The sequence below is a fragment of the Marinobacter sp. 1-3A genome (assembly GCF_016597775.1).
GTDB lineage: Bacteria > Pseudomonadota > Gammaproteobacteria > Pseudomonadales > Oleiphilaceae > Marinobacter > Marinobacter xiaoshiensis.
Genome location: NZ_VCGZ01000010.1, coordinates 124,213 through 140,840, shown reverse-complemented (window position 1 = coordinate 140,840; position 16,628 = coordinate 124,213). Strand labels below are relative to the sequence as shown.

Sequence of the window (16,628 nt, the reverse complement as noted above, 5' to 3'; positions counted from 1 at the left end):
GGAAAGCTCCGGATCAGGCGTTGATGGCGATTGGGTTTACTGCCTGGTCACGCAGTTGCAGCAATTCGCGTACAGAAAAAATAGAGGTGCGGCCGGTAGCTGTGTCGTGAATCACCACGGAGTTACCGGTTGTTCGGCTCACATCGATGTAAGCGCTCTTAGCGCCCGCGGCTTCCAGGTCATACCAGGCGGCTGTCACTTTCAGCACGGCCTGTCGCCGGGAACAGCCAAACTCTTCCATCAGGCTGTCTGTGGTCATTTCGACGCATTGGGCGCCGCTGATGTTGTTTTTCCGCAGGGCGATCAACTGTGAGTAGGCGGCGTCAGTCATGTTTTTTTGAATAGCGTTCATTTCACGGTGTCCTTCTTTTTGAGTGAGAACCTTTCATGAGCCAGCTGCATTTCCTGCTGGCACTGCTCGCGCACTTCCGGCGCAAGCGGTATTTCCCGGACATTGCCTTCTGGGTCCAGGGACAGGCGATCGGTGTGCGTCAAAAACACCACGCCCTTGTATCCGCAGTGCTCGGTGTCCTGACAGAACACGTAAAGCTGTCGTTGGGCTGAAATCATCTGAACGCTGGTGCGAACACGGCACACACCAACGCAGTGGGGACAAAGAATCTTGAGGAACGAGTTCCGAACCCCGGCCTGCAGCTTCTGTTGGCTGTCTGGGTCAGGAGCTTTCGGGTTCATTGCCTGGAGCACTGGGCCGTAAGACAACTCAACGGAACCGCGATACCCGCATTCAATGTTCCGGCACTGAACGAACGCATCTTTGCCTCTTTGCTGAATGCTTCTGCTGGACTGGATCGAGCAGGATTCGCCGCATGCTGGGCAACCAATGGTCAGGTAGTTGCGTGTTATCTGGTTGAGCTTCACTTTCGTGGCCCTCCTACGGCGTGAAGTGCCCGGTTTCTGCCGGTTAGCTTCAGGCTCGCGCCTCGCATGCGTTGTTTGATTAGCCATTCAGCGGCCTGATCCATGGTTTCCAGGCCTTGTTGCTCCCGAACGGTGTTCAGCAGTTGGGCCTGTTGTTCTGTTAGTTCCAGGGTTAGTTCGGGCATCTTTTGAGGGCCTCAAATGGTGCGAATGTGGGCCTCGGAAAGTGGCGCGCCACCGGCCATGCTTTGAGTTGTGGGCAGAAGGGCTGCTTCCGCTTGGGCGATCAGCATCTGCCGCAACAAGCTGGCTCGATCAGTTCCGGTGTAATCCACCAGAGCGTTGATCACGGCGGCCTCGTAGTCGTCCAGATTGAGGCTTACACGGTGTTTGCGGATTCGTTTCGGGTCCTGATACATCGGGCTACTCCTTCAGGGCGTCAGGCAGATTGGTTGCGCTGGTATTCGTTAAGGCCACGCAGGAAGAAGATGCGGGCCTGGGATGCCATGGAGCGCCCCTCTGCCGAAGCTGCTTGCTCGAGGGCACCGCGTTCTTCGGTGAGTAGGCGAAGCGCGATGGGCTTCGCAGTTAGCACACCCACGGGGGCGCGGTGGCTGGAGTTGGGTTTTTTTGCACCTTGCATGGTGTATCCTCTGTGTAACGCTGAATTACACAGAATGATAGACGTCATACGGTTAATCATGCAACAGAATGACTGATGATAATTAACTATGGAAAACCACATGACCGATAGAAGTCGTTTAGGTGATCTGATAATTAACAGGATGAAAGATGTGCTCGGCGTGGCGATGGATAAGGATGTCGCTGAGCATTTCGGGATTAAACAGGCGAGTGTTACAAATTGGCGAAAGCGCGGAACAATTCCGATTGACCAATGCATTCAGCTGCGCCAAGAAAAAGGCGTCAGTCTTGACTGGCTTCTATTGGGCCTGGGCGAAGGTGAGGTTGATGCAGAGTATGTGTCCCAGACGGGTGACCCCTTCTACACCGAAGTACCCCTATACGATGTTGAAGCCAGTGCGGGGAATGGTGCTTTCTTTGACCAGGAACAGATAGCCAGTCACCTAAAGTTCCGAAACGATTGGTTGACCCGTGAAGGGTTGCATGCAAAAGACTTGGTGGCCGTTCGCGTTTCCGGCGATTCCATGGACGGCACGCTCTCCAACGGCGATACCGTTGTGATTGATCGCTCCAAGAAAAAGCCGGATGGCGTGTTTGCGGTTCGGATGGGTGATGCTCTGAGGATCAAGCGCCTTCAAAAAATGACCGACGGAAGCCTTCGTGTTTTCAGTGATAACGCAATGTACCAACCCGAGACAATCCATCCGGAGAATATGAGCCAGATAGAAATTATCGGGCAGTGTTATTGGCGGGCTGGCAGGGTTTTTTAAGGAAGTTGTAGATTAGGGAGGTAGGCAATGGATCTGATAGTTGTGCTTCTTATGCTGGTTTTTATCGCCATGAGCTGGCGCTTGATATGCCGGTTCTGGATTGGTCGTGGCGGTAAAAGGTGGGTTGGGCATGCGCTTGGCTTCATCTTTGGGCCTCTCATTGGCATATTTGCGTCCTTGCCAGTGGTGCCAGGTAGTGAAAGCCCAGCCACAACCGGTAACCTGATTGCCGGCCTGATCATACTCGCGGGTTTCGTGTTCCTAGAGTACAGAGCAAGTAGATCAGCATTGGTGCCAGCAACGGTTAAGCGTTCTAAGCGCGCCGTGAATAAGGAGCCCAGCCAAAGTCGTGAAGATCCTGCAGCTTCCTCCGCAACCGCAACCACCTCAGAGCTTTCCTTCTCCCTTAGAGATACAGCTGAGCTGATTCTTGCGGATGACATGGTTGATCAGCGTGAGGCTGAGCTGCTGCTAAAATTGCTCGATAAACAGGACATTATAAGGTTTGACCCAACCTGTAGAGCTCTGCACCAGGTATTGATTGCCAGCTTGGAAGATGGCGTTCTGGACAATGACGAGGCGGAGGAAATTAAAGCTCTGCTGAGTGAGATCTGCGATCGCCCGATTGCTCGTCCAGAGAAACCTTCGGTCAAGAAATCCAAACCCAGCAAACAGCCAGCTGCCACCAAGAAAAAAACTGCGCCACCAAAAAAACGTGCTCCAAGGGTAGCGAGGGAAAAGAGCCGGGCTCCACAGCCAGATGACATCTTGGCCTTTATGTATACCGACTCCAAAGGCGATAGCTCCGATCGTGAAATTCTATACCGCAGTGCCTCGCAAAAAGGCGGGGTGACCTACGTGAAAGGTATCTGCCAAACGCGGAAAGCTTTCCGCACATTTCGCGCTGATCGGATTGAAATGCTTTGCTTTGTTGATACGGGTGAACTGGTAGATAGCTTCGGGCGTTGAGTCTGGAATCCACGGTTTTCGTCGGATCGCAGGCAGGCCTGGAGTGTTTTGTATGCATTGGAGCAATAATGAAAAATAATATAGAAGTCCTTCACCAGAGCAGACTGGCCAACGTTTTCAATGTGGTAGGCGAGGGGAAAACTGCGGTTACCCTGCTGACTAGCGTTATTTGGAATGATGGTAAACCTCGCAGAACCTATCTCAAGATGTTCTCAAAGTCGCTGGCTCTTGGGGTGCTGAATGAGATCACTGGTTATCTACTGGGAAAATCCTGTGACCTTCCTTTGCCTTCCCACGCAGGAATTATCCAACTACCTGGTGGTTTGCTTAAAAATCAAGATGAATTCCTGCCAGTCGCATTTGTGATAAGTGAGGCCCCAGGCCGCACACCCACGACGATCTGCCAGATAACCGATCCGATCACTCACACGCAGCTTGACTCCGTGATGAATATGATTCGTGATTGGCCGAAATTGAATGACACGGTGGCGTTCGACGACTGGACTGCAAACACAGACAGGAATCTTCAGAACATCGTGGTAGATGGCCCCGGGAGAATATTCCTTATCGACCATTCCAATTTGCCGATAAGCCCAACCTGGTCAGCCGCAGATTTGGATGCCGGCGCTGAATACCGAAATGTTCTAGCCGTGATACTGAAGATTGGCCAGAATGGTACGTTGCCGCAAAAGCGCGCCATTGCCGTAGCTGCAAGCCAGCATACCGATGCCTATAATGGCGTTTTTGATGAGCTAAAGTATTGGTGGGATAAATTTCTTTCGGGTGACCCATCCAGGCGCAAGGCTCTTGAAGATTTCCTTCGTATTAGAGCGGATGAAGGGCACAATCGAATCAGTTCAAATTTTTACCTCATGGCGGTGTAACGATGAACGGCCTCGAAGAACTCTTTGAAAAAGCTGCCGCAAAATCTGGTATCCAGGGAAAATGGTTTGCAGCTCGCTGGCAGCCCGACATTGCAACCGGAGAAGTCTTAAACATTGGTGTTGGTTTTGTTTCTAATGATGGCGAGCTGACACTTCGACTTCTCAATGAATTCGGACGTCTTGAGTGCCTGTTCGACAGCAATAATGCTGCGTTTCATGCTGAGCTTGCTTGTCAGATCGTGGAAGAATGCATGCGAGCAGACCCACAACGAAGGGGAAATCTTCTCGCCGGGGTGACCATAGAGGAACAGGGATTCGCCCAGGGTTCGGACAACGAAGGCATAATCGGGCGCCTGTACTCAGAAGTTGTGACCCTCGGTAGGGCTCGACCAACCAAAGGGAAAAAGAAGCCGTTTGTTCCGGTGTCCCGGGACTACGCTTACGAAAACCTAAGAAAGCAGTTAAAAAAACGACTCAATCTGGATTACGAAAAGCATGTTCCGAAAGACCCCTTCAGAGAAGTAAACGATGAATTTGGCCGCGATCGGCTTTACCTTCCTTTTCAGAGGGAGCACGGTGTCGCAACACTGGCATCAGCTGCGTATGCAGACCCTTGGCGTGTTAAAAGCCACCTTTGGGAAGGGTTTAGATCGGTAGAAACTGCCTTGAAAAATGGCTTGAGCGACGAGGGCGCTCTTTTTGTGGTCATGCCTGGAGAAGGTCTCTCAACGGATGTTTTCAAAACTCTGGAGCACCAATTTGAAGAGTTTTATGCCTTCGTGAAGCGGCATGATATTCAGATTGAATCCCATGAGCACCTTATCGAACTCGGAGAGTCAATTTCTAATTGGTGTCAGGCAGAAGCGGCCTAATTCTGTTGCGTTTCCGCATCGATACTGGTGACCAGACCACTATCACTCAAACTGTGACTCGCGCGCGTAACTACCCAATCCCGGCTGTTGATTTGCGGCTTTAGCCCGAAAACCTTCAGCCGGTATTCTGGCCCCACCTCTGGCCGCCCCTTGGCCAACGTGATACCAAACTCGGCTTCACCCCGCTGGGAACGCTTCAGGTCTGCCCAGGCCGCAGCTTCTGCCTCTGCAACATTCGGGAATGTTCCCCTCAGTCGCTTAACGCGCTCGTTTGTGCCGGCGAGCACCTGCACCTGCTGCCCCAGATCCAGATCATCGTAGAACGCGATTACACCGGTGTAGCCTTCACGATCGGTTTCCCTGTAGCTGTACTGATCGCCATCTGCCGGTGAGATAGTGATGGTGGGGAGTGGGGTACCGCTGACGGTCTCTGCCTCGCCACGGGGTGTGAACAGCAACCGGCCAGATTTTACGGCGGCGATTGCATCGTGCTTTTGGCCCAGGCGGCTGAGAAAGTTGAGGTCGGACTCGTCGGTTTGGTCCAGGTGCTCGATGGTGGTGGAGGCAAGGCGATCCTTTACCACCGCTTCCAGTTCGTTGTTTGCCGCGATGGTTTTCACTATGTCGCCAATGGTGGTCTGGTGCCAGCTGCGAGTTTGCCGGGTGGGCAGTTGCTTGCCCATATCGGCACTTCGGGCGGTGATGTTGATTTGGTCCGGTGGCCCGGCAAAGCTGGCTTCGTCGACGATGAACAGCCCTTTCTCTACCAGTGGTTGCCCGCGCCAGCCAATAGCCAGCTGAATCTCTGCGCCCTTGGGTGGGATTTCCACGGCGCTATCGTGGTCGCTGATGGTGATGCTGAGGGTGTCTGCCTCGTCACCCGGGGTTTCATCCAGGGTAAGGTCGATCAGCCGCCCGTTTATGGTGGGTGTGATGTTGGTTCCGTTAACGACCAGACGGTACGCGGGTGCCAGGTGCTGCATTAGGCAATCATGCCTCCGCCGTTATTGCTTCGCCGTGGTGAATACAGGCCCAATCCTACGGCGGCATCCCGGCTGGTTGCCGCGCGATCGCGCAATGATTGGAAGTCTGAATCGTCCACGCGCACCAGCTGGATGGTGAAGTCGATCTTGCGGGGCACGCCATCGCTGAAGAATACGCTGTTGGTTTCCTGCACGTCGGTGACGCTCCAGAATCCGTACACCCGCCCTGATCCCTCGATGAGCGGCCAGGCTTTGCCTTCGTCAGCCATTACGCGCACGTCGTCCAGAGTCATACGGCCGCCGGTGATCTCCGGTACCAAGGTTCCGGAGAGCGTGATCCGATCTTCGCCCGGGCCCAGGTATTGATAGGCAGGGCGTTGGCCAACACGGTTCTGGCTGCTGTGGCGCCATTGAGTGGATCGCTGCAGCTGCTGGTAGGGCAGGGACTTTACTTCAAATACGAACATGCCCAGCGTCATCATCATTTTGGTCTACTCCCGATCATAAAGGGCGCTGCCTGCGCGGGTGGCTTTGCGGCGATCACGCTCCTGGAGGATACGCTGCACCTGCGCTGCGATTTCCTGAGCGCTCTGCCCGGGGGCGGCGTACACGTTGAATGTGTATTGATCACCTGCGCCTTGGGTTGCTGACGACGCTTGGGCGGCCACGGGTGGCCGTGAATCAAACTGTATGCCGGCTGCAGCAGGCAGAGTTGCGGCACCAATGGCGATACCGGCGCCGGCCTGGCGAACGCGCTTACCAAACCCGCTGACCTGCTTTAGGGTGTTCGGTTCCTGTTTTTTGAGGCCTTGCCGGTAGCCTTCAAGCGTGTCCTGCCCGGCGCTCATGAAAACACGGGATGGGGACTTGATACCGAGCACGTTTTTGAACCAGCCGATGGTTTCTTTCCCGGCATTGACGATGGTGTCCTTGACCTTTTTCAAGCCACCGAGCAGGCCGCCTACCAGGCCATCCATGATCATGGAGCCGAAGCCTGAGAACTTGGCCGGCAGGCCTTTGAAGAAGTCCATGATGGCGCCCCAGTTCTTGTAGATCAGGTAACCAGCACCGGCAATGGCCATAATGATCAGCCCGATGGGGTTTGCAGTGAGCGCCAAGCCGATCGCTTTTATACCTGCAGCCACAGCGGGGAGACCGCCTGCCAGCCCAACGATTGCGGAACCTGCCATGAAGATAGCTTTGCCGAATGCCAGAATGGCCAACACAGGCTTTAGTGCAAAAATGAACGCCAGAATCATGCCCAGGTTATCAAACCCGCCAACCATTGTGGCCAGGTTGCTGGTGATCACGCCCAAGGTTTTTGCGGTGGAGGCGGCTCCGACTGCGATATCACGCAGAATAGGCAGGGCGCTCTTCAGCCTGGTGCCGAACTCTTTGGCAAAGGCTTTCACGTGGTCGCGGTTCTCCCGCATCCACCCGGATAGGTCGCCCATCAGCTCTGTGACGGCTGGCATCAATTCAGCGCCGATGGTGTTTTTCATGCCAGCCATGCCAAGCTGGGCATCCAGCAAGGCATCCTTGAAGGTTTCTGCGTCTCTGGCGGCGCGCTCACTTAGCACGTAACCGGTGGCCTGTGCATCTCTGCGCAGTTGTTTGAGCCCTTCACTACCGCCTTTAAGCAGGTTTATCATGTCGGCGCCATTGTTGCTTCCGAACAATTGGCTGGCGATGTCTACCTTCTGATCGTGGCTGGCAATGGAATTCATCCGGTCGGAGATGATGCCTAGCCGCTCAGCTACAGGCATTTCGGAAAGCTCAGCAGCAGATAGTCCAAGTGCCTCATAGGCCTGCTGTGCAGCACCAGAGCCCCGCGCAGCCTCTCCTGTACGCTTTACAAATCGACGCATGCTGGCGCTCATTGAATCCTGTGCGATTCCGGATCGCTCGCCGGCGTAGAGCATTTCCTGGTACGCCTGAATAGGCATGCCCAGTTTGTCAGCCGTTTTAGCGGCTTTGTCACCTAAGCTGGCCGTTGAGTTGGCGATTCCGAAGATACCTGCGGCCACACCGGTGGTTGCCACCAGGGCGCGTTTTCCGAATCGGCTTACCTCACTGGTCATGTTGTTGAACTTGCCGCCGACATCAGCTTTTCCAAGTTGCTCCAGGTACTTCTTCTGGCGCTGGATGCGGCTGTTCGCTGTTTTCATCTGATCAGCCAGCTTTCGCTCTTCCTCTGCCAGGTTTCGGGTGCTGATACCGGCATCTTTCAGGCGTTTACGAACGGCACCCAGCTCTTTGCGCTGTTTCTGGCCTTTGTCGTTGAACTGCTCTACTTCTTTGCGGGCCTTGTTGTATTCGGCTCGCAATTTGGCTGTCGGCTGTGCAGTAGACTTTAGCTCTTTGCCCAGTTCGCGCACGCGCTGCTGTGAGGCAGACAGTGCAGCGGCGTTGTCTCTCAGGGCCTTGTCGGCTTTGCGGTAAGAGGATATATCCTTCTGGGCCCGCTGCAGATTGCGGGTTTCAGCCTGAGCCTGTTTTAAGGCCCGGGCTGTGTTTCCGGACGTGGCGTTAATCTTCTTGAGGGGCCCGGTGACCTTGTCACGGGCAGCGAGGATGACCTTTAGGTCGAGGGACTTGGCCATTATTCCTCCGGCTGGCTACGCTTGCGGGCCTGTTCCCGCCACGCCATGAGTTCGCTGATCGGCATGTCAGCCATATCCGCGGGCCGCCAATGGAAGATGGCGGCCACGTCAGCCATGGCGTCTTCAACGCGGCGGGGGATCAGCCCTTGTGCCGCTTCTGTAGCAAAAAACCGGCGATCTCCTTACCAAACTCGGTCAGGTCTGCCGGGTCCATGTTGCGTACTTCCTGCTCGGAGAGAGTAGGGTTGCTGATACGCGGTACCAGCTTGGTGATGCTGTCCACGTCCAGGTTGATGACTTCGGCCAGGCTTAGGCCTCGCAGCTCGCCAGCCATTGGCTTGCGCAGTGTCACCTTATCGATTTTCTCGCCTTCACGGGCAATGGGCGTATCCAGTGCCACGGTAATGGTTTCAGGTTTGCTCATGACTCAGGGGTTCCTTACAGGCCGATGTTGTTGCGGTGTTCTTTCAGGCGATCGACGCCACGTATCTTCTCGACCATGCCGATCACGTCGATTTCCACCACTTCTTCACCGCCAATGGTCAGCTTGTAGTAGCTGACGGTGGTGGTGATGCTCTGGGTGTTGTCGCTGCCAGATTCCGCATCGCCCATGTTGATTTCGCGGTGACGACCACGCACAACAATCTCTACCGGCACGGTTTCGGCGGTGTCGTCGCGCTGGTAGCTGCCAGCAAAGCGCAGCATGTCTTTGTCCAGCTGGCTCGTGCCGAAGTTGTCGAAAAGCTCGGGGATCAGCCCCGCTGGTGTCCACTGGAACTCCAGCTTCTCCATGCCGTGATCGATGTCGACCGGTGCGTTCATCCCACCGCCGCGGAATTCTTCCATCTGGCGTACCAGGGGCGGTAGTGTTAGCGATGCAATCTGGCCTTGCCAGTTGTCGCCGTTGCCGAACAGGTTGAAGTGTTTGAGCTTCTTTGGGAGTGCCATGGGTCAGTGCTCCTTATGCGTTTACGCGGCTGGCGAAGTCGACCAGGTACTGGTCTGTGATGCGCTGGCGCAGCATCAGGTTTTCCAGTGGCGGTACCGGGGTGTAGTCGTAGTCGATGTACAGCTTGCCCGCCTTGAGTGTGTCTTTGGTGTTGATCTCACCATCGAACCAGGCACGGGCATCGATGATCAGCCCCAGATTCTTCAGTTCACGGAACTTGGCGTTGATCCCTTCGATGATGTCCTTGGCCAATGAGGGGTGCATGGGCTTGTCTACCGCCCACATGTGCGCCTCGGCGATTGAGTCGGCCAGGATCTGGGCGGTGCGGGTGTAGTTCTCGAACGCGAACAGCGGATCAGAGCTGCAAGTGCGCGAGCCCCAGAACCGGAAACCGTCTCGCTGAATCAGTGTGGTGACATCGTTCGCGTTCAACAGACCGGCATCGGTGTTTGGATCCTGCAGATCCCAATAGATGTCTTTGTCGATACCAGTGACGCCGTTCACGGCAACGTTGGACAGGGTTTTGTGCCAGCCCACGCTTTGGTCGATCTTCGCACGCATACCCATTGCCCGGGCGACGGCATGGGCAGTGCCAATACTGGCGCTGTTTACGTCGAACGAGGTGAAGTCTGGCCAGATGAGCATAAGCTCGCGAGCACCAAAGCCGTTGCGGTAGAGAATGGCATCTTCCAGGGTTTCGCAGCCGTAGCAGCTGGCGTACACGAACGCTCGGAGCTTCTGGGCAATGCTGATTGCCTCAGCCGTCACGTTTTCGGTATCCAGACCTGGTACACCAATGATGCGGGGTTTTACACCAAGGTTCTGCTCAGCAGCCAGAAGGGCCTTTAGGCCTGTCTTCTTGCCCTGGGCATTTGTGGTGCCGATGACGTTGGCTTGCATGGTGGATTCATCAGCGCCTTCCTCAACGCGAACGACAACCACCGGTGCACTGGCTTGGTCTGCGATTGCATCGAGCGCGGAGGGCAGGGTGCCGGTAGTTCCGGCATCTCCGATCGCGCCGGATAGGTCGGTGATGAGCACCGGTGTATTGAGGGGGAAGGGCTCATTCTCGCCGCCGGTGAGCTGCGTCCAGTCGATAGCGTTGACCACGCCAGTGCCGTTATTGCCTGGTTCAAGTGCAACACCAACTAAGGCCGCCGCCGGTGTGCTGGCCTCAATGGCTGTCATAACATTCGAGGCGGTGCTGGATATATCACCAGTCGCACCGGTGCCCAGGCTGACGGTAATATCGTTGCCCGAAACTGTTACGGAGATTGAAGAGGAATTTGCACCTGGATCCACATAGCGGACTCGGATCTTATTGCCCTGAGTGCCGATCTGCTTCGCGGTGAATGCAATGTCACCGTTCTGGGCAATCGGGCTCAGGGTTGCTTCAGCGGCCAGGCCGGCCAGAGCGTCAGGTGCTGTTGCAACCAGCCCGATAATGGCTGTTGCAACAGTGCGAATTGTGCGGGTGCCTTCATTGATTTCAAGCACCCGTACGCCGTGGTGGTATTGGTCGGGCATGACGCCTCCTGGTGTGATTTACCTGGTAATAGGTGTCATGATGACCGTTAAGCCATGTGCTTCCAGCGTTCCTTTTTGTCATGCTCGCACAGACAAATTATTGACAATAACGTGCTGTGCTCGATCCAGAAGAATGGATCTTGTAGATCTCTACAATATTAACGTGATTATCGGAAATCCTATGCGATTTCGAAGCTCCTCCATGTGGCTTTTTTGCGTGGCCTTTGCCCCCACTAAATGGTCGTCAGCCGGGGCGGAGCACACTGTTTCACGCTTACACACTAGGAGAATGCTTAGGTAGGTATGGCGGTGCATTGTGCAGAACAGAAAACATGGTCGCCAATGAGATTGAATTTTTAGCCTCATTCAGCGCAGTGCTCGCTAATCAAAAACACGGGCCTCCTGAAAACACCGAAACAATCTCTGGCTTATTTCATACATCCCCTGATCGCTAGGATGGCGTGCTACCCCGGCGTTTTCGAACTGGCCAACGGCTGTGTTTTCAATATTATCGAATAAGTCTGAAATACGGCAAAAGGTGTAGTTTTGTTCTTCTGCAGTAGTTTTAATTGCTTCATTCATTGCTGGATTAGGCATGAATGTATCCGTAATGATAACTGGGGAGGACTGAGTACCATCAACATATTCGATCAATTCTTTTAGGTGAGCACGGAAATCATCATTAATGTCCACTTGGGGGACGTTTTCACCGAGCCTTACGACAATTATGTCAGCATTAAAGCTTTGCAGGTTCTGTAGCTGATCGATCTCATACCCCAAATAATCCCGTTCCCACGCGGAAACATTTCGAGGTTGGTACACCATCTCTGACTTATAGTGCTGAAAAACGTCCTCAAGCTGATGTACATAGTCCCCATGCAGATTGCTTGCAGCCATGCCCCAGTCGCCGTACCATCCAATTTCCTTGCGAGGTACATGATGAGTAATGCTATTTCCAATAAATGCAATCTTGTAAGAATCCCCATCGCTTGGATAGGTTAGCGGCACTTGGGGTGGTGGTGTTTGGGCGGAGGGTCGCTCTTCAGAACTTGAACTATCTCCGCCCCCGCAGCCGCTTAAAACTAAAAACGTAAGGCATAATAACGTCACTTTAAACCGCATTTTTACTCCAATTTTTCATTCGTTATCGGTGCAGCTTAGCCCATTTACGCCTTTAATCGCTACCAACCCCTGCTGACCAATGCTGTATAGACAAGGCCAGCCTGCAGGATTCGCCCCAATTTTTAAAACGTAAGAGTTCCTCAGGTCTTAAAGTGCACCCGCGCGCATTTTTACAAAGCCTTCACTGGTCATAATGAACTCCACATAAGTGCCAGCTGGTACGGAAATACCACCTCCTACTATCCCATCAACAACTTGAGTCCCCCCTGTGTTGTTGTGAAACGCGATGAGATGGCCGTCGGGTGTATTTTCAGCTGTTAAATTGAATTGTTTTGGGCCTGTAGAGGTATAGTTAGCATTGATTATGGCTACCTTATAGGTCGGATGGGAGGTTGTTCCTGCCGGCTCAGTGCTAATTGTGGTGACTTCTGTAACAGGAGCACCCACACCTGTCAGTTTGTAGAAGCCTTCCCCAATTATATTCTGACCACGAAGATTGTCGTATTTGATCATCCCAGCGGAACCATTGGCAGAGCTGTAGTCGCTGTTCAGGTTTATCCCAAGCAGGTTTGTCCGTCGTGACGATGCTCCGATCAGTATGAAATCAGTGGCAAATGTGGTGTTTCCATCTGCAGCGGCGGCGATGACTCCATTGATGCTCAGGTGCCTAACATCGGCCATGTTGATGGCCCTGCCACCTATTTGGGTTAGAGCAATATTTGAGGTTGAAAGAGAGTAAGCCAACCCGGTTTGTCGTATGGCATCCCCAGAGATATTGCTGCCAACCACATCAGAAATAACAATATCACCCGCAAGCACGTTCCCCGCTACTCGGTACACGCCGCCCGAGTCCCGAACGTTAATACCCGACACATTAATCCGACGTATATCGTCATCGCTACTTTCTATTTGAAGGCCAAGTCCTGATGCGCCCATGCCATCATGAATAAAGCCCTTTAGTACAATATCTGAACTGTCCCCGGATGCGGTATCGGCTTTGATGATGCCACCGTACAGTCCGTTTTCAATGGTCGTTATGTTGCTGGCGTTGACACGAACCCCTTTGATCACTGCGCCATAATAGGTCCGCACCCCAATGATGTTCCGCGCTTTGATGTTCGCGTAGCCTTCGATTAATACAGCGTGATATTGATCTTCCGGCGCGCGCCCAAGTCCTACTATATTCTCAACGTTCACCGCTTTTCCGGTATTGGCTGTGGCAGGGGATACCTTAAAAGCATCGCCGGCATCGGTTGGGAAGGCTGCCGAGCCGTGGTCAACACCTAAATTTTCAATATGAACCTTGATGGACCGGCTAAGGAACGTACCCTCGAAAATTGAACCATTTTCAAGCGACGATCGACTATTGCCAACGTTGGGCATTCGTTCGCCTATCAGAGTTGTTACCGCAGACGAAATCACGCCATTATACTTATAACGTCTTGCAGGCACATAGACGGGCCTGCCATGGGAAGCCTCTATCGCATGGTTGATGATCGCTGTTGATACTGAAACAGTTTGACCTTCAAATGCTCCAAAATCTTCAATGGTGACTTTTTTAGATAACCGAATGAAACACCCAGAACCAGCCGGGTTGGTTTCACCGACGCCTTTCAAAAAGTCAGGAATATATTGCCATGGAACTGTGTTGCTAATCACGGTGCCGCCATCGTGATCGGATTTTAACCGGGAGGAATCCCAGTAAAATCGCCCGCCACCAGTGTCTGAGTCCAAGCGGTAGCCTGTTAAGTCGTAGTGCGCTCCCTCAACCGGAGCGGCGATACCTATTAGATCCGCAACACCTCTAAGATAAATTGTGCGTTGGTTTAATCTGCTTTCAAATTCCTGAGCATGAATAGAAAGCACTTCCTGAACATATTTCCGGGTGGCCAAAACCACAGATGGATCGACTTTCAACGTGACGGCAGCAGTGTCTGAAACGATCGAAGCCATCCTTACCACTTGAGTCCGTCCACTGCCTTCACTCAGCTGTGGCTTGTAAGTGGGAGGCGTGTTACAGACAAAGATCATATCGCCGTCTTGATCGTACAATCCCATCTCCCGGATCCACCAGCCGCCCACGGTTTCCGGAATAACTTGCTCAGCTATAAGAACGTTTGCATTGTCTGGATCGACCGAAAAGGAATTCAGCGGTGCACGCCGGCGTTCAGAAACCAGTGCCACCGCCTCAGGGTTCGGGATTGGCGTTCCGCGGGCTCCACTACCTTCACCATCACCCAAAGCCAGCTCCGTAATGGCAAGCGGAGTGCCTAACGCTAATGCATTGGCCATTTTGGCTTCGCCAATGTTGGTGGGGATAACGTAGTAATCAGCCATGGTTCACGCTCACTGTATCGATGATGTATTGTCCGGTGCCGACGTAAGCGTTTCCGCTCACCTCAATCGGGCCTGGTGGTAATGGGTAAACGGTAAGCTCATCGCCCGAGTATTCTGTTGCGCCAACGTACAGGTGCCCCCGAGATTCGAGTTTGATTGCAAGCCCAGTCAGATGCCGACTAACTGGCTTTGCTTCAATGATCAAACGCTCCATCTCTTGGAGCGTGCTTTCGGTTATGCCTTGCTCCTGAACACTGATGTCCAGAGAAAATGTTCCTGGCAGGCCTTCGGGCTGCAGCTGCCACCACTCGTCGACTTTCACGACAAACCCGAAGGGTTCAATCACTCTGCGAAGCGAGCTTATGGTTCCTTTTTTCTTGTGGACGTAGAACGATGACGCGATTACTTCCCGCTTCGCTTCTTCTGTCCAGGTGGGATCCCAGCGATCAACGCTGAACGCCCAGGCCAGATAAGGCAGGAGGTGGGCAGGGCATGTTTGGGGATTCCATAGTTGGCGAAGGGTCACCGGCACTCTCTGTATTTCGGCCAGAGCCTCAGCCGCTGCTCGTTCAAGCGGTGTGGTGTTGTTGGGTAGTAGAGGCTGTTTCTGGTTACTCATCGCTGCCACCGATCACAACAGCGGAGGATGTGCAGAAAGCCGCCTCTGTTTCATCGAGCACTACGTCAACTGTCGGCTGCGCCAGTTCTACCCTTTGGACTCCTTCGACATGCAGCGCTGCATGAATTGCTGATATGCGAATATCCCGGCCAATTCGGCGCTGAGTGCCGATGTATTTCTGCAGAGAGGCTTGCGCAGCCAGAAGGATTGGTTCTTGCTCTGGGCCGGGGTAAACAAAAAGGGTGGCATCTACCTGGTAATTCACAATCGTTGCCGACTGGACAGTGAGCCGGTCACCCACTGGACGTGTGTCCTCGTCAGATAGTGAGGCTTCAACCCGATCTATAACTTCCTGGCTTACTGTGCCATCGCCTTCGTTTGCCAATAGCGTAACAACGACCTGGGCAGGTGAAGGGCTGGTGGCCGTGGCATCAGATACGCGTCCATCGGCAGAGAGCGCTTTGTACTCGTAGGCACCACGGGGCCCGGCCACGCTCAAACCTTCCCAGGCTTGCTGCGCTCGCAATCTCAAATCTTCGTCAGATTCCAAGGTGGCCGGTACCGGGGGCAATGCATCCGGGTTACCCGGATCAATAATGAGCCTTTCAACATCGTAATTGGCAACCAGGTTATCGAGGTCTGCCTGACTTGAATGGGCCAACATGACGGCTTTTGCCGCTTCGTTTACGCGCTGCCTCCACTGAATTTCGCGGTAGGCGTTTTCCTGCAGCAGTTTGGTTAGCGGCTCGCTCTCTATTTGCAGCGTGGCTTCAACGCTGGACCGCTGTTCGTCGCTGACCAATGAGAGCAGGGATTGCTTGCGTTCCTCGAGGACGGTCTCGAAATCCAAGGTTTCAACAATGCGAGGTGCTGGCAGTTGCGCCAGGTTAATCGTTCCTGACATCAGGCTGACCCTCCGCGACCCAAAGCGACATTAATGCGTTCGGCTGTTGGCTGGGAACCATTAACAAGTACAACATCCATTTCCAGCATCGCTGTTCCTGGCTTGTCAGCATTTATCAGGTTAACGATTCGCTCCAGCCGAATACGCGGCTCCCACTCGTTGATGGCCACGACCACCGCAGAGTAAGCGCGCAGGAGGTTGGCGCCATTTAGCGGCTGATCGATGAGCGAAGGAAGCAGGGAGCCGTATTCACGGCGCATCACACGGCTGCCAATCGGTGTTGTGAGAATGTCGGCAACGCTCTGCTTGATGTGATCCATACCGCTTATTGATTCGCCTGTTGCGACGTTCATTCCGGTCATTTCTGCCTCACGTTATGGGCCATGTGCCGGCGCTTGATCCGCTGGTAACACTGGCGTTGGCGTTCGCTTTCACTTCATCCACAACGGCATTGGCGATAGCTTCCGCCATTCTTTCCACCCAACTGTGTGGCCCGGCTGGCTGAGCTCCTTGGGCAACCATTTCGGCGATAATCCGACCCTTCAAAGAATCTTTACTCAGCGCCATG

At 53.8% G+C, this 16,628-nt stretch carries 22 protein-coding genes; 4 read left to right on the top strand and 18 right to left on the bottom strand.

The genetic code is table 11. The features are described 5' to 3' along the window. Window positions 1-13: 13 nt before the first annotated feature. Genes FE848_RS15395 through FE848_RS15375 form a run of 5 tightly spaced genes read right to left on the bottom strand, consistent with a single transcriptional unit; the run spans window position 14 to window position 1,522 of the window. On the bottom strand, window positions 14-352 hold the full coding sequence (locus tag FE848_RS15395) for a hypothetical protein (protein WP_200204742.1): 339 nt from the start codon (window positions 350-352) through the stop codon (window positions 14-16). After that, window positions 349-879, bottom strand: coding sequence for an ogr/Delta-like zinc finger family protein (locus tag FE848_RS15390; protein WP_200204741.1), 531 nt, complete (start codon window positions 877-879; stop codon window positions 349-351). Before FE848_RS15390 ends, FE848_RS15395 begins: the two co-directional genes overlap by 4 nt. Next, window positions 876-1,064, bottom strand: a complete 189-nt coding sequence (locus FE848_RS15385) for a hypothetical protein (protein WP_200204740.1) — start codon at window positions 1,062-1,064, stop codon at window positions 876-878. The genes FE848_RS15390 and FE848_RS15385 overlap by 4 nt, the downstream gene beginning before the upstream one ends. A 12-nt stretch (window positions 1,065-1,076) precedes the next feature. Then, the gene (locus FE848_RS15380; RefSeq protein WP_200204739.1) at window positions 1,077-1,298 is read right to left on the bottom strand and encodes a hypothetical protein; all 222 of its coding nucleotides are present in this window, start codon (window positions 1,296-1,298) and stop codon (window positions 1,077-1,079) included. Between the two features lie 20 nt (window positions 1,299-1,318). Beyond that, on the bottom strand, window positions 1,319-1,522 hold the full coding sequence (locus tag FE848_RS15375; RefSeq protein WP_200204738.1) for a hypothetical protein: 204 nt from the start codon (window positions 1,520-1,522) through the stop codon (window positions 1,319-1,321). A gap of 100 nt (window positions 1,523-1,622) precedes the next feature. On the opposite strand from FE848_RS15375, the gene FE848_RS15370 reads away from it, so the two are divergent. Genes FE848_RS15370 through FE848_RS15355 form a run of 4 tightly spaced genes read left to right on the top strand, consistent with a single transcriptional unit; the run spans window position 1,623 to window position 5,016 of the window. After that, window positions 1,623-2,291, top strand: a complete 669-nt coding sequence (locus tag FE848_RS15370; RefSeq protein ID WP_200204737.1) for a S24 family peptidase — start codon at window positions 1,623-1,625, stop codon at window positions 2,289-2,291. A 27-nt stretch (window positions 2,292-2,318) separates the two neighbouring features. Further along, window positions 2,319-3,260 carry a hypothetical protein gene (locus FE848_RS15365; RefSeq protein WP_200204736.1) on the top strand — a complete coding sequence of 314 codons (942 nt, stop codon included), beginning with the start codon at window positions 2,319-2,321 and terminating at the stop codon, window positions 3,258-3,260. Next, complete coding sequence (locus FE848_RS15360; RefSeq protein WP_200204735.1) at window positions 3,257-4,144, top strand: hypothetical protein; 888 nt, start codon at window positions 3,257-3,259, stop codon at window positions 4,142-4,144. The genes FE848_RS15365 and FE848_RS15360 overlap by 4 nt, the downstream gene beginning before the upstream one ends. 2 nt (window positions 4,145-4,146) lie before the next feature. Further along, window positions 4,147-5,016, top strand: a complete 870-nt coding sequence (locus tag FE848_RS15355; RefSeq protein WP_200204734.1) for a hypothetical protein — start codon at window positions 4,147-4,149, stop codon at window positions 5,014-5,016. Here the strand turns inward: FE848_RS15355 and FE848_RS15350 are convergent. From FE848_RS15350 to FE848_RS15290, 13 genes are all read right to left on the bottom strand, one after another. Continuing rightward, on the bottom strand, window positions 5,013-5,999 hold the full coding sequence (locus FE848_RS15350; RefSeq protein ID WP_200204733.1) for a contractile injection system protein, VgrG/Pvc8 family: 987 nt from the start codon (window positions 5,997-5,999) through the stop codon (window positions 5,013-5,015). The two genes, FE848_RS15355 and FE848_RS15350, sit on opposite strands and share 4 nt — an antisense overlap. Then, window positions 5,999-6,484 (bottom strand): phage tail protein, encoded by a 486-nt coding sequence (locus tag FE848_RS15345; protein ID WP_200204732.1) that lies wholly within the window; start codon window positions 6,482-6,484, stop codon window positions 5,999-6,001. The genes FE848_RS15350 and FE848_RS15345 overlap by 1 nt, the downstream gene beginning before the upstream one ends. 6 nt (window positions 6,485-6,490) lie before the next feature. Next, window positions 6,491-8,602, bottom strand: coding sequence for a hypothetical protein (locus tag FE848_RS15340; RefSeq protein WP_200204731.1), 2,112 nt, complete (start codon window positions 8,600-8,602; stop codon window positions 6,491-6,493). Then, window positions 8,602-8,718 carry a GpE family phage tail protein gene (locus tag FE848_RS15335; protein ID WP_200204730.1) on the bottom strand — a complete coding sequence of 39 codons (117 nt, stop codon included), beginning with the start codon at window positions 8,716-8,718 and terminating at the stop codon, window positions 8,602-8,604. Before FE848_RS15335 ends, FE848_RS15340 begins: the two co-directional genes overlap by 1 nt. 23 nt (window positions 8,719-8,741) lie before the next feature. Beyond that, complete coding sequence (locus tag FE848_RS15330) at window positions 8,742-9,026, bottom strand: phage tail assembly protein (RefSeq protein ID WP_200204729.1); 285 nt, start codon at window positions 9,024-9,026, stop codon at window positions 8,742-8,744. 14 nt (window positions 9,027-9,040) lie between these two features. Next, on the bottom strand, window positions 9,041-9,550 hold the full coding sequence (locus FE848_RS15325; RefSeq protein ID WP_200204728.1) for a phage major tail tube protein: 510 nt from the start codon (window positions 9,548-9,550) through the stop codon (window positions 9,041-9,043). Window positions 9,551-9,563: 13 nt separating this feature from the next. Then, window positions 9,564-10,739 carry a phage tail sheath protein gene (locus FE848_RS15320; protein WP_200204787.1) on the bottom strand — a complete coding sequence of 392 codons (1,176 nt, stop codon included), beginning with the start codon at window positions 10,737-10,739 and terminating at the stop codon, window positions 9,564-9,566. A gap of 720 nt (window positions 10,740-11,459) precedes the next feature. Beyond that, window positions 11,460-12,200, bottom strand: a complete 741-nt coding sequence (locus tag FE848_RS15315; protein ID WP_200204727.1) for an SGNH/GDSL hydrolase family protein — start codon at window positions 12,198-12,200, stop codon at window positions 11,460-11,462. A gap of 147 nt (window positions 12,201-12,347) precedes the next feature. After that, window positions 12,348-14,537, bottom strand: a complete 2,190-nt coding sequence (locus tag FE848_RS15310) for a phage tail protein (protein WP_200204726.1) — start codon at window positions 14,535-14,537, stop codon at window positions 12,348-12,350. Beyond that, window positions 14,530-15,156, bottom strand: coding sequence for a phage tail protein I (locus FE848_RS15305; protein WP_200204725.1), 627 nt, complete (start codon window positions 15,154-15,156; stop codon window positions 14,530-14,532). Before FE848_RS15305 ends, FE848_RS15310 begins: the two co-directional genes overlap by 8 nt. After that, window positions 15,149-16,060 (bottom strand): baseplate assembly protein, encoded by a 912-nt coding sequence (locus tag FE848_RS15300; RefSeq protein ID WP_200204724.1) that lies wholly within the window; start codon window positions 16,058-16,060, stop codon window positions 15,149-15,151. The genes FE848_RS15305 and FE848_RS15300 overlap by 8 nt, the downstream gene beginning before the upstream one ends. After that, window positions 16,060-16,422 (bottom strand): GPW/gp25 family protein, encoded by a 363-nt coding sequence (locus FE848_RS15295; protein ID WP_200204723.1) that lies wholly within the window; start codon window positions 16,420-16,422, stop codon window positions 16,060-16,062. Before FE848_RS15295 ends, FE848_RS15300 begins: the two co-directional genes overlap by 1 nt. Window positions 16,423-16,429: 7 nt before the next feature. After that, the gene (locus FE848_RS15290) at window positions 16,430-16,627 is read right to left on the bottom strand and encodes a hypothetical protein (protein WP_200204722.1); all 198 of its coding nucleotides are present in this window, start codon (window positions 16,625-16,627) and stop codon (window positions 16,430-16,432) included. Between the last annotated feature and the right edge of the window lies 1 nt (window position 16,628).

What these genes read in the sequence shown, in the direction of transcription:
- FE848_RS15295 (WP_200204723.1), bottom strand. Translation starts at nt 16,422, where the DNA reads ATGACCGGAATGAACGTCGCAACAGGCGAATCAATAAGCGGTATGGAT.
- FE848_RS15290 (WP_200204722.1), bottom strand. Translation starts at nt 16,627, where the DNA reads ATGGCGCTGAGTAAAGATTCTTTGAAGGGTCGGATTATCGCCGAAATG.
- FE848_RS15365 (WP_200204736.1), top strand. Translation starts at nt 2,319, where the DNA reads ATGGATCTGATAGTTGTGCTTCTTATGCTGGTTTTTATCGCCATGAGC.
- FE848_RS15325 (WP_200204728.1), bottom strand. Translation starts at nt 9,550, where the DNA reads ATGGCACTCCCAAAGAAGCTCAAACACTTCAACCTGTTCGGCAACGGC.
- FE848_RS15345 (WP_200204732.1), bottom strand. Translation starts at nt 6,484, where the DNA reads ATGATGATGACGCTGGGCATGTTCGTATTTGAAGTAAAGTCCCTGCCC.
- FE848_RS15395 (WP_200204742.1), bottom strand. Translation starts at nt 352, where the DNA reads ATGAACGCTATTCAAAAAAACATGACTGACGCCGCCTACTCACAGTTG.
- FE848_RS15340 (WP_200204731.1), bottom strand. Translation starts at nt 8,602, where the DNA reads ATGGCCAAGTCCCTCGACCTAAAGGTCATCCTCGCTGCCCGTGACAAG.
- FE848_RS15335 (WP_200204730.1), bottom strand. Translation starts at nt 8,718, where the DNA reads ATGGCTGACGTGGCCGCCATCTTCCATTGGCGGCCCGCGGATATGGCT.
- FE848_RS15370 (WP_200204737.1), top strand. Translation starts at nt 1,623, where the DNA reads ATGACCGATAGAAGTCGTTTAGGTGATCTGATAATTAACAGGATGAAA.
- FE848_RS15350 (WP_200204733.1), bottom strand. Translation starts at nt 5,999, where the DNA reads ATGCAGCACCTGGCACCCGCGTACCGTCTGGTCGTTAACGGAACCAAC.
- FE848_RS15385 (WP_200204740.1), bottom strand. Translation starts at nt 1,064, where the DNA reads ATGCCCGAACTAACCCTGGAACTAACAGAACAACAGGCCCAACTGCTG.
- FE848_RS15300 (WP_200204724.1), bottom strand. Translation starts at nt 16,060, where the DNA reads ATGTCAGGAACGATTAACCTGGCGCAACTGCCAGCACCTCGCATTGTT.
- FE848_RS15330 (WP_200204729.1), bottom strand. Translation starts at nt 9,026, where the DNA reads ATGAGCAAACCTGAAACCATTACCGTGGCACTGGATACGCCCATTGCC.
- FE848_RS15380 (WP_200204739.1), bottom strand. Translation starts at nt 1,298, where the DNA reads ATGTATCAGGACCCGAAACGAATCCGCAAACACCGTGTAAGCCTCAAT.
- FE848_RS15320 (WP_200204787.1), bottom strand. Translation starts at nt 10,739, where the DNA reads ATGACAGCCATTGAGGCCAGCACACCGGCGGCGGCCTTAGTTGGTGTT.
- FE848_RS15315 (WP_200204727.1), bottom strand. Translation starts at nt 12,200, where the DNA reads ATGCGGTTTAAAGTGACGTTATTATGCCTTACGTTTTTAGTTTTAAGC.
- FE848_RS15375 (WP_200204738.1), bottom strand. Translation starts at nt 1,522, where the DNA reads ATGCAAGGTGCAAAAAAACCCAACTCCAGCCACCGCGCCCCCGTGGGT.
- FE848_RS15355 (WP_200204734.1), top strand. Translation starts at nt 4,147, where the DNA reads ATGAACGGCCTCGAAGAACTCTTTGAAAAAGCTGCCGCAAAATCTGGT.
- FE848_RS15310 (WP_200204726.1), bottom strand. Translation starts at nt 14,537, where the DNA reads ATGGCTGATTACTACGTTATCCCCACCAACATTGGCGAAGCCAAAATG.
- FE848_RS15305 (WP_200204725.1), bottom strand. Translation starts at nt 15,156, where the DNA reads ATGAGTAACCAGAAACAGCCTCTACTACCCAACAACACCACACCGCTT.